The sequence below is a fragment of the Serratia sp. 22278 genome (assembly GCF_052045405.1).
GTDB classification, from domain to species: Bacteria; Pseudomonadota; Gammaproteobacteria; order Enterobacterales; family Enterobacteriaceae; genus Serratia; species Serratia marcescens.
Window position 1 is genome coordinate 289227 of record NZ_JBQEOW010000001.1, and the last position, 13440, is coordinate 302666.

The following is a 13440-nucleotide window of genomic DNA, read 5'->3' on the forward strand; positions in this document are numbered from 1 at the left end:
TTTGCCGCCGACAAGACTGAGATCAGCGGAGCCGTTGTCCATGCAGGATCGCAATTTTGACGATATTGCTGAAAAATTTGCGCGTAATATTTACGGCACCACGAAAGGAAAAATCCGCCAGGCGGTGGTTTGGCAGGATCTGACCGGGCTGCTGGCGCAGTTGCCGCAGCGGCCGCTGCGCATTCTCGACGCCGGGGGCGGTGAAGGCCATATGGCCTGCCAACTGGCAGAATTAGGACATCAGGTGTTGTTGTGCGATCTTTCTGGTGAGATGATCCAGCGCGCCGCGCAGCTGGCGGAGCAGAAAGGTGTGAGCCAGAACATGCAATTCGTACAAAGTTCTGCGCAGGATATCGCTCAACATTTGGAACAGCCGGTTGATCTGATATTGTTTCATGCAGTGCTTGAATGGATCGCCGAGCCCGAAGCGGCGCTGCAGGCGTTGTATGACTGCCTGACGCCGGGCGGCGCGCTGTCGCTGATGTTCTTCAACGCCAACGGCCTCTTGATGCGCAACGTGGTGTTGGGTAATTTCCAACTGGTGGATCCCGAGGTCAGACGGCGCCGCAAGCGTTCGCTGTCGCCGCAATATCCGCACGATCCGCTATTGGTCTACGGTTGGTTGGAACAGCTGGGCATGCGCATCGGCGGCAAAACCGGCGTGCGGGTGTTCCACGACTATCTGCAGAGCAGACAGCTGCAAACACAAAAATTTGAAGAGTTACTGGCGCTTGAACAGCACTATTGCCGGCAGGAGCCGTACGTGAGTTTGGGGCGCTATATTCACGTCATGGCGCATAAACCAAACCTGAAGGACGAACTATGAGTGAATTTTCCCAGACAGTACCCGAACTGGTCGCCTGGGCACGGAAAAATGATTTCTCTATTTCGCTCCCTACGGAGCGTCTCGCATTTCTGCTCGCCATCGCCACCCTGAACGGCGAACGACTGGATGGCGAGATGAGCGAAGGTGAGCTGGTTGATGCATTTCGCCATGTCAGCAAGGGTTTTGAACAGACGCATGAAACGGTGGCGATGCGCGCCAACAATGCGATTAACGACATGGTGCGCCAGCGCCTGTTGAACCGTTTTACCAGCGAGCTGGCGGACGGCAACGCGATTTACCGCCTGACGCCGCTGGGTATCGGCATTACCGACTACTATATTCGCCAACGCGAATTCTCCACGCTGCGTTTGTCGATGCAGCTGTCGATCGTGGCGCAGGAACTCAAACGCGCCGCCGATGCCGCCGACGAGGGCGGCGACGATTTCCATTGGCATCGCAACGTGTTCGCGCCGTTGAAATATTCGGTGGCGGAAATCTTCGACAGCATCGACATGACCCAACGCGTGATGGATGAGCAGCAGCAGAGCGTGAAGAACGACATCGCGGCGCTGCTGAGCAAGGATTGGCGGGCGGCGATCTCCAGCTGCGAGATGCTGTTGTCGGAAACCTCGGGTACCCTGCGCGAGCTGCAGGATACGCTGGATGCGGCGGGCGATAAGCTGCAGGCCAACCTGCTGCGCATCCAGGACGCAACCCTCGGCAACGTGGAGCTGGGTTTCGTCGACAAGCTGGTGTTCGATCTGCAAAGCAAGCTGGATCGCATCATCAGCTGGGGCCAGCAGGCGATCGACCTGTGGATCGGCTACGATCGCCACGTGCATAAATTTATCCGTACCGCTATCGATATGGACAAAAACCGCGTGTTCGCCCAGCGCCTGCGTCAGTCGGTGCAAACCTATTTCGACCACCCGTGGGCGCTGACCCATGCCAATGCCGATCGTCTGCTGGACATGCGCGACGAAGAACTGGCGCTGCGCAGCGAGGAAGTGACCGGGGAACTGCCGCCGGATCTGGAATTCGAAGAGTTCAGCGAGATTCGCGAACAGCTGGCGGCGATGATCGAAGAGGCGCTGAAGGTGTACCAGGAACAGCAGATGCCGCTCAACCTTGCGGCGGTGATGCGCGATTACCTGGCGCAATATCCGCGTGCGCGTCATTTCGACGTGGCACGTTTAGTGGTCGACCAGGCTGTTCGCCTCGGTGTGGCTGAAGCAGATTTCTCAGGGTTGCCGGCGGAATGGCAGGCAATCAATGATTACGGAGCCAAGGTCCAGGCCCATGTCATCGACAAATATTGAACAAGTAATGCCAGTCAAGCTGGCCAAGGCGCTGTCCAACTCGCTGTTTCCGGCGTTGGACAGCCAACTGCGCGCGGGTCGTCACATCGGTATCGATGAGCTGGACAATCACGCCTTTTTAATGGATTTCCAGGATGAGCTGGAAGAATTTTACAACCGTTACAGCGTCGAGCTGATTCGGGCGCCGGAAGGCTTCTTCTATTTGCGCCCGCGCTCCACCACGCTGATCCCGCGTTCGGTGCTGTCCGAGCTGGATATGATGGTGGGTAAGATCTTGTGCTACCTGTATCTCAGCCCCGAGCGCCTGGCGCACGAAGGCATTTTCAGTCATCAGGAGCTGTACGACGAGCTGCTGAGCCTGGCCGATGAGAACAAGCTGCTGAAGTTCGTCAACCAGCGCTCCACCGGTTCGGATCTCGATCGGCAGAAGCTGCACGAAAAGGTGCGCACTTCCCTGAACCGCCTGCGCCGTCTCGGCATGGTCTATTTCATGGGCAATGACAGCAGCAAGTTCCGCATTACCGAGGCGGTGTTCCGCTTCGGCGCCGACGTGCGCAGCGGCGACGATCCGCGTGAAGCGCAGCTGCGCATGATTCGCGACGGCGAGGCGATGCCGGTTGAAACCAGCCTGTCGCTGAACGATGAGAATGACGCTGAGGATCAGCAGGTTGATAACGCTCCTGACGGTGCAGAGGATGAACAGGAATGATTGAACGCGGTAAATTTCGCTCGTTGACGCTGGTTAACTGGAACGGCTTCTTCGCCCGCACCTTTGATCTGGATGAGCTGGTGACCACGCTGTCCGGCGGTAACGGGGCGGGGAAATCCACCACCATGGCGGCCTTCGTCACCGCACTGATCCCCGACCTGACGCTGCTGCACTTCCGTAACACCACCGAAGCGGGCGCCACCAGCGGCTCACGCGACAAAGGCCTGCACGGCAAGCTGCGCGCCGGCGTGTGTTACTCCACCCTTGACGTCGTCAACTCACGCCACCAGCGCGTGGTGGTTGGCGTGCGTCTGCAGCAGGTGGCGGGGCGCGATCGCAAGGTCGATATCAAACCGTTCACCATTCAGGGGTTGCCGACCGCGGTACAGCCGACTGAATTGCTGACCCAGACCGTGGGTGAGCGCCAGGCGCGCGTGCTGTCGCTGCAAGAGTTGAAAGAGCGCGTGGAAGAGATGGAGGGCGTGCAGTTCAAGCAGTTCAACTCCATCACCGATTACCACTCGCTGATGTTCGATCTGGGCGTGATCCCGAAACGCCTGCGTTCGTCCGCCGATCGCAGCAAGTTCTACCGTCTGATTGAGGCGTCGCTGTACGGCGGTATTTCCAGCGCCATCACCCGCTCGCTGCGCGATTACCTGCTGCCGGAAAACAGCGGCGTGCGCAAGGCGTTCCAGGACATGGAAGCGGCGCTGCGCGAAAACCGCATGACGCTGGAAGCGATCCGCGTCACCCAGTCGGATCGCGACCTGTTCAAGCATCTGATCTCCGAGGCCACCTCCTATGTGGCGGCGGACTATATGCGTCATGCCAACGAACGCCGAATCCATCTGGATGGCGCGCTGGCGCTGCGCAGCGATCTGTTGGGCAGCCGCAAGCAGCTGGCCGCCGAACAGTATCGCCATGTGGAAATGGCGCGCGAGCTGAGCGAACAGAGCGGCGCTGAATCCGATCTGGAAACCGATTACCAGGCCGCCAGCGACCACTTGAATCTGGTGCAGACGGCCATGCGTCAGCAGGAGAAGATCGAACGCTATGAAGCCGATCTTGAAGAGCTGACCTACCGTCTGGAAGAGCAGAACGAAGTGGTGGCCGAGGCGAGCGAGCAACAGGCCGAAAACGAAGCGCGCGCCGAAGCGGCCGAGCTGGAAGTGGATGAGCTGAAGAGCCAGTTGGCCGACTACCAGCAGGCGCTCGATGTGCAGCAGACACGCGCCATTCAGTACCAGCAGGCTCTGCAGGCACTGGAGCGCGCGCGCGCGCTGTGCCAACTGCCGGACCTGACTGCCGATAATGCCGAACAGTGGTTGGATACCTTCCAGGCCCGCGAGCAGGAGGCGACCGAAGCGCTGCTGATGCTGGAACAGAAGCTGAGCGTGGCCGACGCCGCGCACGGCCAGTTCGAACAGGCCTATCAGCTGGTGGGTAAAATCGCCGGTCAGGTCAGCCGCAGCGAAGCCTGGCAGTGCGCGCGCGAATTGCTGCGCGATTGGCCTTCGCAGCAGCACTTAGCCGAGCGCGTTCAGCCGCTGCGCCTGCGCCTGAGCGAACTGGAGCAGCGCTTGCGCTCGCAGCAGGACGCCGAGCGCCTGCTGCAAGAGTTTTGCAAACGCCATGGCCAAGAGTACCAGCCGGACGATCTCGACATGCTGCAGCAGGAGCTGGAAGAGCGCCTGGAAGCGCTGTCGCAGAACGTCAGCGAAGCCGGCGAACGCCGCATGGAGATGCGCCAGGAGCTGGAACAGATCCAGCAGCGCATCCGTGAGCTGACGGCGCGCGCCCCAGTGTGGCTGGCGGCGCAGGATGCCCTGAGCCAGCTCAGCGATCAGAGCGGGGAGCCGCTGGAAAATAGCCAGCAGGTGACCGAATACATGCAGCAACTGCTGGAGCGCGAGCGTGAAACTACCGTCGAGCGCGACGAAGTGGCGGCCCGCAAGCGCGAAGTGGAAGCGCAGATCGAGCGCCTCAGCCAGCCGGGCGGCGCGGAAGATCAACGCCTGGTCACCTTGGCCGAACGTTTCGGCGGCGTGCTGCTGTCGGAAATTTACGATGACGTCACTATTGATGACGCACCTTACTTCTCGGCGCTGTATGGCCCTTCGCGCCACGCCATCGTGGTGCCGGATCTGTCGCTGGTGCGCGAGATGCTGGAAGGACTGGAAGATTGCCCGGAAGATCTTTACCTGATCGAAGGGGATCCGCAGTCGTTCGATGACAGCGTATTTGCCGTCGAAGAACAGGACAAAGCGGTGGTGGTGAAGATCGCCGATCGCCAGTGGCGTTATTCCCGCTACCCGGAAGTGCCGTTGTTCGGCCGTGCGGCGCGCGAAAACCGGCTGGAGGTGCTGCATGCCGAGCGTGAAACGCTGGCGGAGCGTTACGCCACGCTGTCGTTCGACGTGCAGAAAACTCAGCGCTCGCACCAGGCTTTCAGCCGCTTTATCGGCACCCATCTGGCGGTGGCGTTCGACGCCGATCCGGAAGCGGAGATCCGCGGTCTGAACGCCCGTCGAGGCGAGATCGAGCGTGCGCTGAACAATCACGAAGCGCAGAATCAGCAGCAGCGTCAGCAGTACGACCAGGCCAAAGAGGGCATTTCCGCGCTCAACCGCCTGATGCCGCTGGTGTCGTTGCTGAACGATGAAACGCTGCAGGATCGCGTCGACGAGATCCGCGAAGAGCTGGAAGAAGCGCAGGACGCCGCGCGCCACATTCAACAGCACGGGGTGTCACTGACCAAACTGGAGCCGCTGCTGTCAGTGCTGCAGAGCGATCCGCAGCAGCATGAACAGCTGCAGCAGGACTATGCGCAGGCGCAAAGCGTGCAGCGTCAGGCTAAACAGCAGGCGTTCGCGTTGACAGAAGTGGTGCAGCGTCGCGCGCACTTCAGCTATACCGACTCCGCCGGCATGCAGAATGCCAACAACGATCTCAACGACAAGCTGCGTCAGCGTCTGGAGCAGGCGGAAGCCGAACGCGCCCGCGCCCGTGAGCAGCTGCGTCAGTATCAAACCCAGTTCACCCAATACAGCCAGGTGCTGGCCTCGCTGAAAAGCTCGTATGACGCCAAGCGCGACATGCTGAAAGAGCTGAGCCAGGAGCTGGTGGATATCGGCGTGCAGGCCGACGCCAACGCTGAAGCGCGCGCGCGCGCGCGTCGCGACGAGCTGCATGCGGCGCTGAGCAACAACCGCGCTCGCCGCAATCAGTTGGAGAAACAGCTGACCTTCTGCGAAGCTGAAATGGACGGCCTGCAGAAGAAACTGCGGAAGCTGGAACGCGACTATCATCAGCTGCGCGAGCAGGTGGTGACCGCCAAGGCGGGGTGGTGCGCGGTGATGCGCCTGGTGAAAGACAACGGCATGGAACGCCGCCTGCACCGCCGCGAGCTGGCGTATATGGATGGCGACGAGCTGCGCTCGATGTCGGATAAGGCGCTCGGCGCGCTGCGTCTGGCGGTGGCGGATAACGAACACCTGCGCGACGTGCTGCGCCTGTCGGAAGATCCGAAGCGGCCGGAGCGTAAGATTCAGTTCTATATCGCGGTGTACCAACACCTGCGCGAGCGTATCCGTCAGGACATCATCCGCACCGACGATCCGGTCGAGGCCATCGAGCAGATGGAAATCGAGCTGGGCCGTCTGACCGAAGAGCTGACCGCGCGCGAGCAGAAGCTGGCGATCAGTTCGAAAAGCGTGGCTAACATCATTCGCAAAACCATTCAGCGCGAACAGAACCGCATTCGCATGCTGAACCAGGGTCTGCAGGCCGTTGCCTTCGGCCAGGTGAAGAGCGTCCGTCTGAACGTCAATGTACGCGAAGCGCATGCCACTCTGCTGGATGTGCTCTCCGAGCAGCAGGAACAGCATCAGGATCTGTTCAACAGCAACCGCCTGACCTTCTCCGAAGCGCTGGCCAAGCTGTATCAGCGCCTGAATCCTCAGATCGACATGGGGCAGCGCACGCCGCAGACCATCGGCGAGGAGTTGCTGGACTACCGCAACTACCTGGAAATGGAAGTTGAGGTGTACCGTGGTTCCGACGGCTGGCTGCGTGCGGAAAGCGGCGCGTTGTCTACCGGTGAAGCCATCGGTACCGGGATGTCAATCCTGGTGATGGTGGTGCAGAGCTGGGAAGAAGAATCCCGCCGCCTGCGCGGTAAAGATATCTCGCCGTGTCGCCTGCTGTTCCTCGATGAAGCGGCGCGTCTGGATGCCAAGTCGATCGCCACGCTGTTCGAACTGTGCGATCGTCTGGAGATGCAGCTGATCATCGCGGCGCCGGAAAACATCAGTCCGGAGAAGGGCACCACCTATAAACTGGTACGTAAGGTGTTCCAGAACCACGAGCATGTGCACGTGGTGGGGCTTCGCGGTTTCGCCGGCGAGCCGCCGGCGCTGGGCACTGCGCCGGTTGAAACGCCATAACGCAGAAAAACGCCCTAAAAATCCGAAAATAGCCGCCGCAGGGTGGCTATTTTTTTGTGCGCGTGGATGATAGTCCTGCTTTTTTATCCGTTGAAAAGCGGTTAGTTTAATCAGATAAACAGTTATTCGACGCCCGTAGGGCGAAACGGCCTTTCTGTTTGTATACTGAAACTATATGCAATTTTTGACGTTTTTTTTGTGAGCATACAGGGGGCAAGGGATGTTGCTTAAAAAGGGAAACTCTCTACGACGTTTGGCGCTGAGTGGCGCTATCGCCTGTAGTCTTGTGTCGTCGTTTTCCGCCTTGGCCACCGTAACGGCGTTACCGGTGGCAACAGCAGGCATGTCCGTTGCGCAGAGTCGTTCTGAACTGCTGGCCGCGTTGCCGCGCGGTATGGATCTGCACTACCTTTCCACGCTGGCGCCGCTGTATGCGGCGAATCATATGCAGCCGATGTGGCAGGATCGCGAGGCCGTTCAGCAGTTTCAACAGCAGCTGGCCGAACTGGCGATGTCCGGCGTGCAGCCGCAGTTCACCCAGTGGGTGAAGATGTTGACCGATCCGGCGCTCAGTGAAGCGGGCCGCGATGCGGTGCTGTCCGATGCGATGCTGGGTTATTTGCAGTTTGTATCCGCCATCGGCGCCAACGGCAACAACTGGCTGTACAGCAATATTCCCTACAAGCTTGGTTTGCCGCCCACGGCGGTGATCAATCAATGGCAGCTGGCGGTGCGCCAGGCGCGAACCCTGAGCTACGTAAATTCGCTCGCGCCGCAGCATCCGCAATATGCCAAGATGCATCAGGCGCTGCGTGACATGCTGGCGGACAACCGCCCCTGGCCGCAGGTGGGCAGTGGCCCGAGCCTGCGCCCTGGCCAAATGAGCAACGATATCCCGGCGCTGCGTGAGATCCTGACGCGCACCGGCATGCTGGCCGCCTCGGCGCCGGAAGCGGAGCCGGAACCGGCGGTGGTTTCGGCGAAGAGCAATGAACCCGACGACGGCGGGCTGACGGTAGATGAAGAGAAAAGCCGCGTGACGGTGAGCCCATCGGCGGCGCCGGTGACGGACTTGACCGCGGAACAGACGCCGCCGCAGATCGGCAGCGTGGTGAGCGACAACCTCTATACCAACGAGCTGGTGGAGGGCGTCAAGCGTTTCCAGAAATGGCAGGGGTTGACGGCGGACGGCGTGATCGGCGTGCGCACCCGCGAGTGGCTCAACGTGTCACCGAAAACCCGCGCCGCGCTGTTGGCGCTGAATATCCAGCGCCTGCGCATTTTGCCGGGGCATGTCGGCACCGGCATTATGGTGAACATTCCCAACTACTCGCTGACCTACTATCAGAACGGCAACGAAGTGTTGTCCTCCCGCGTTATCGTCGGGCGGCCGAGCCGTAAGACGCCGCTGATGAGCAGCGCATTGAACAACGTGGTGGTCAACCCGCCTTGGAACGTGCCGACCACTCTGGTGCGTGAGGATATTGTGCCGAAGGCGATGCGCGACGGTAACTATTTCCAGAAACACGGCTATACCGTGCTGTCAGGCTGGAGCAACGATGCGGAAGTGATCAACCCGGCGATGATCGACTGGAGCATGGTTTCCGCGCGCAATTTCCCGTATCGCGTCCGTCAGGCGCCGGGGGCCACCAACTCGTTGGGACGTTTCAAGTTCAATATGCCGAGCTCGGATGCCATCTACCTGCACGATACCCCGAACCACAGCCTGTTCCAGAAAGACATCCGCGCGCTCAGCTCCGGCTGCGTGCGGGTGAACAAGGCTTCCGATTTGGCGAATATGCTGCTGCAGGATGCCGGCTGGAACAATAGCCGCGTTTCCTCCACGCTGAAAGAAGGCAATACCACTTATGTGAATATTCGCCAGCGTATTCCCGTAAAACTGTATTATCTGACCGCCTGGGTTTCGGATGATGGCCAACCGCAATTCCGTACAGATATTTACAATTATGATAATACGGTGAGATCGGGCGCACAAATTTTGGCTCAGGCCAAAAAATTAATGCAGTAAATGCAGTAATTATAAATAAATAACGGTCAGAATGTTTGGCTATACCGCAGGCCCTCGTAGGCGGGGGCCTGTAAACCTAGGCGTATCGCGGGTTGACTCAGCATACGCAGGCGGTTATGGTTCGGACAGTGCGCTGCTTTGTGCATTTATTTTGACATTCTTGCCGGGTTTAACAGAGTCATGGACAAAATTGATCATCATCGCCGTAAATGGCTGGCGCTAGGTGGCGCCGCTATGGGCATAGCGCTGCTTCCAGGGCAGGCATTTGCCAGTCTTTCCACCGCTCGACCGCGTATTTTAGTGCTGAATAACCTGAATACCGGTGAATCTATTAAAGCCGAGTTCTTTGACGGCAAAGGCTACAATAAAGAAGAGTTGGTTCGGCTAAATCATCTGTTCCGCGATTATCGCGCCAACAAGGTTAAATCGATCGATCCCAGCTTGTTTGATCACCTCTATCGCCTGCAGGGGCTGCTGGGCACCAGCAAGCCGGTGCAGCTGATCTCCGGTTACCGCTCCGTAGATACCAACAACGAATTGCGCGCACACAGCCGCGGCGTGGCCAAGCACAGCTACCATACCAAGGGCCAGGCGATGGATTTCCACATTGAAGGTATCCAATTGAGTAATATCCGTAAAGCGGCGTTAAAAATGCGCGCCGGTGGTGTAGGATATTACCCACGTAGCAACTTCGTGCACATCGATACCGGCCCGGTTCGGAGCTGGTAATCGCGGTGCCCTCAGTGAATAACGCTGCTCCTTGCAGAGGCGGCGTTATTGTCGTTGGAGCCTTATGAAATACCATCTTATTCCCGTTACCGCCTTTAGCCAGAACTGCAGCCTGATCTGGTGTGAAAACACGCAGCAGGCGGCGTTGGTTGATCCCGGCGGCGAAGCGGAAAAAATCAAAGCGGAAGTGGCGAAGCAGGGTGTGACAATCACGCAGATTTTGCTGACGCACGGCCATTTGGATCACGTCGGCGCGGCGGCGGAGCTGGCGGACCATTATCAGGTGCCGATTTACGGCCCGGATAAAGAGGACGCTTTTTGGCTGGATGGTTTGCCGGCGCAGAGCCGGATGTTCGGGCTGGAGGAGTGTGCGCCGCTGACCCCGACTCGTTGGCTGTCGGAAGGCGATGAGATGCAGGTGGGCGAAATGACGCTCAAGGTGCTGCACTGCCCCGGGCACACACCAGGCCACATTGTCTTTATCAATGAGCAGGCGCGTTTGGCGCTGGTCGGCGACGTGCTGTTTAACGGCGGCGTGGGGCGCAGCGACTTCCCGCGCGGTGATCATCAGGCGTTGATCGCCTCTATTCGCACCAAGCTGCTGCCATTGGGCGACGATATGCGCTTTATTCCCGGCCACGGCCCGATGTCGACCTTTGGCCACGAGCGCCAGACCAACCCGTTCCTGCGCGAAGAGCCGGCGGTGTGGTAACGATTATTTCCCGGCCGAAATAATCAAGGGCGCATAGAGCGCCCTTTTTTTATGATTTATGGCCTGCGTCGATGCTTTTAGAGCACGGCGACGATGGCTTCACACAGCGGCGCCATGTTGTCCGGGGTCATGCCGGCCACGTTCACCCGGCCCGAGTTCACGGCGTATACGCCGAACTCTTCACGCAGACGCAGCACCTGTTCTTTGGTCAGGCCGCTGAATGAGAACATGCCGTTCTGCTGGATGATGAAGCTGAAGTCCTGTTGTGCGCCTTTCTCCTGCAGGGTGTTCACGAACAGCTGACGCATGCGGTGAATGCGCTGGCGCATGTCGGTCAGCTCCTGCTCCCACATCGCGCGCAGGGCGTCGTTGCCCAGAATGGTGGCGACAACGGCCGCGCCGTGTGACGGCGGGTTGGAGTAGTTGGCACGAATGGCCGCCTTCACTTGGCTGAAGGCGCGATCGGCGGTTTCGGCATCGGCAGCTACAATGGTGCAAGCGCCGACGCGCTCATTGTACAGGCCGAAGTTTTTCGAGTAGGAGCTGGCGACGATCAGCTCTTGATGTTTGGCGGCGAAAATACGCAGACCCTGCGCATCCTCTTCCAGACCGTTGGCGAAGCCCTGGTAGGCGAAGTCGAACAGCGGCAGCCAGCCATTGGCGACGGAAAGCTCAGCCAGTTGTGCCCACTGTTCCGCCGTTGGATCGATACCGGTCGGGTTATGGCAGCAGCCGTGGAACAACACGACATCCCCGGCCTGAGCCTGTTTCAGACTGTTCAGCAGGCCGTCAAAATCCAGCGCGTGGTTGGCAGCGTCGTAGTAGGCGTACTCCAGCACTTCCAGGCCAACGGCGCTAAAGACGTTCTTGTGGTTCGGCCAGCTTGGGTTGCTGATCCAGATGCGCTTGGCGCTGGTCTGGTTGGCGATAAAGTCTGCCGCCACGCGCAGGCCGCCGGTGCCGCCTGGCGTCTGCGCGGTGCGCGCGCGACGATTGGTGACGATCGGGCTCTCTTTACCGAACAGCAGCTCTTGCGTGCAGCTGGCAAACGCCGGGATGCCTTCAATGCCGAGATAGTTTTTGGTGGTCTCGTTTTCCAGCAGATACTGTTCAGCTTTTTTTACGCTGGTCAGCACCGGGGTTTTGCCGGTTTCGTCTTTATAAACGCCAATGCCTAAATTGATTTTATTCGGGCGGGCGTCGGCGCGGAAAATGTCGGTCAGGCCCAGGATCGGGTCGGCGGGTGCGGCGGTGATTTTTTCAAACATGTCAGGTGCTTCCAAATCTCGGAGTTAAGCAGACAGAAGCATCAGGGTAGCGCCAGTTATCGGCTTTGCCAACCGTTTGCGATAAAAACACCGCGATCTTGTGAACGGGAAGGATTCGACAGAAAAAATGAGGGGGAAGGGGAAATCTGCAGGATAAAACGTTACCGGAAGACACAAATAAAAACAGGGCCGAAGCCCTGTTTTTTTAACTTAGCCGACGGTGAACCGCCGTTAAGCGAGACAACTTAGAACTGGTATACCAGACCAACAGCTACGATATCGTCGGTAGCGGTGCCGGTTGCTTTGGTGAACTCGTTGTCATCCAGCAGGTTGATTTTGTAATCAACGTAGGTGGACATGTTCTTGTTGAAGTAGTAAGTGGTACCAACAGAAACATATTTAACCAGATCCTGGTCAGAACCCACGCCAGGAACGTTCAGGTTTTTACCTTTAGATTGCAGGTAAGATACTTCTGGACGCAGACCGAAGTCGAACTGGTACTGAGCAGTCACTTCGAAGTTCTGAGTTTTGCTCGCGAAGCCGCCGCACTTGTCATCGGTAGCTGCACAGCCTGCACCGAAGTTACCGCCGCCGAACGGGGTCATGTTACGGGTTTCTGCGTACATCGCCGCCAGGTAAACGTTGTTGGCGTCGTATTTCGCACCTACGGTCCATGCGTCAGCCTTGTCGCCACGCTCGTTGGAACGCAGTTTCTGGTCGTCGGTACGGTTAGAAGACGCGTATGCAGCGCCGAAGCTTACGCCTTCGCCGATGTCATAAGTAGAGGAGATGCCCCAGCCGTCGCCGTTTTGTTTCTTGACGTTACGGCCGTCGTTCTGGTTTTTGCCCTGGTACTGAACGGCGAAGTTCAGACCGTCAACCAGACCGAAGAAGTTGTTGTTACGATAGGTCGCAACGCCGTTGGTACGGCCGGTCATGAAGTTGTCGGTGTAGGTGTAAGTATCGCCACCGAACTCTGGCAGCATATCGGTCCAGCCTTCCACGTCGTACAGTACGCCGTAGTTACGGCCGTAGTCGAAGGAGCCGTAGTCAGCGAATTTCAGACCCGCGAAGCCCAGACGGGTTTTGGTGCCTTCGGTGCCCTGAGATTCGGAATGGTTAGCCTGGACGTTGTATTCCCACTGGCCGTAACCGGTCAGTTGGTCAGTAATCTGAGTTTCACCTTTGAAGCCGAAACGAACATAGGTCTGATCGCCGTCGTTACCTTTGTCGTCGGAGAAGTAGTGCAGACCGTCAACTTTGCCGTACAGATCCAGCTTGTTGCCGTCTTTGTTGTAGATTTCAGCTGCGTTTGCTGCACCAGCAGCCAACAGAGCCGGGATAACCACTGCAAGAATGTTGCGCTTCATCATTATTACCCTCATTGGTGTTATTCGGACACC

9 protein-coding genes are annotated in these 13440 nt (G+C 58.5%); 7 read left to right on the forward strand and 2 right to left on the reverse strand.

Features of this window, described 5'->3' with window-relative positions; translation table 11 throughout:
- Nucleotides 1–40: 40 nt before the first annotated feature.
- The 7 genes from cmoM to ACTJJ6_RS01355 all read left to right on the forward strand — a co-directional run bounded on the left by cmoM (nucleotide 41) and on the right by ACTJJ6_RS01355 (nucleotide 10769).
- Nucleotides 41–826, forward strand: a complete 786-nt coding sequence (cmoM, locus tag ACTJJ6_RS01325; protein WP_015377334.1) for a tRNA uridine 5-oxyacetic acid(34) methyltransferase CmoM — start codon at nucleotides 41–43, stop codon at nucleotides 824–826.
- Entirely contained in the window at nucleotides 823–2145 is a 1323-nt protein-coding gene (mukF, locus tag ACTJJ6_RS01330) for a chromosome partition protein MukF (RefSeq protein ID WP_004928228.1), read from the forward strand. Before cmoM ends, mukF begins: the two co-directional genes overlap by 4 nt.
- On the forward strand, nucleotides 2126–2854 hold the full coding sequence (mukE, locus tag ACTJJ6_RS01335) for a chromosome partition protein MukE (RefSeq protein ID WP_004928226.1): 729 nt from the start codon (nucleotides 2126–2128) through the stop codon (nucleotides 2852–2854). Before mukF ends, mukE begins: the two co-directional genes overlap by 20 nt.
- On the forward strand, nucleotides 2851–7299 hold the full coding sequence (mukB, locus tag ACTJJ6_RS01340) for a chromosome partition protein MukB (RefSeq protein WP_440801803.1): 4449 nt from the start codon (nucleotides 2851–2853) through the stop codon (nucleotides 7297–7299). The genes mukE and mukB overlap by 4 nt, the downstream gene beginning before the upstream one ends.
- Nucleotides 7300–7519: 220 nt before the next feature.
- Nucleotides 7520–9328, forward strand: a complete 1809-nt coding sequence (gene ldtD / locus ACTJJ6_RS01345) for a L,D-transpeptidase (RefSeq protein ID WP_072009677.1) — start codon at nucleotides 7520–7522, stop codon at nucleotides 9326–9328.
- Nucleotides 9329–9508: 180 nt separating this feature from the next.
- The gene (locus ACTJJ6_RS01350; protein ID WP_004928217.1) at nucleotides 9509–10057 is read left to right on the forward strand and encodes a YcbK family protein; all 549 of its coding nucleotides are present in this window, start codon (nucleotides 9509–9511) and stop codon (nucleotides 10055–10057) included.
- 64 nt (nucleotides 10058–10121) lie between these two features.
- Nucleotides 10122–10769, forward strand: a complete 648-nt coding sequence (locus ACTJJ6_RS01355) for an MBL fold metallo-hydrolase (protein WP_048796528.1) — start codon at nucleotides 10122–10124, stop codon at nucleotides 10767–10769.
- Nucleotides 10770–10846: 77 nt separating this feature from the next.
- Here the strand turns inward: ACTJJ6_RS01355 and ACTJJ6_RS01360 are convergent, their stop codons facing one another.
- Nucleotides 10847–12037, reverse strand: a complete 1191-nt coding sequence (locus ACTJJ6_RS01360; RefSeq protein WP_033640808.1) for an amino acid aminotransferase — start codon at nucleotides 12035–12037, stop codon at nucleotides 10847–10849.
- 245 nt (nucleotides 12038–12282) lie between these two features.
- The gene (ompC, locus tag ACTJJ6_RS01365; RefSeq protein WP_015377340.1) at nucleotides 12283–13410 is read right to left on the reverse strand and encodes a porin OmpC; all 1128 of its coding nucleotides are present in this window, start codon (nucleotides 13408–13410) and stop codon (nucleotides 12283–12285) included.
- Nucleotides 13411–13440 lie beyond the last annotated feature (30 nt).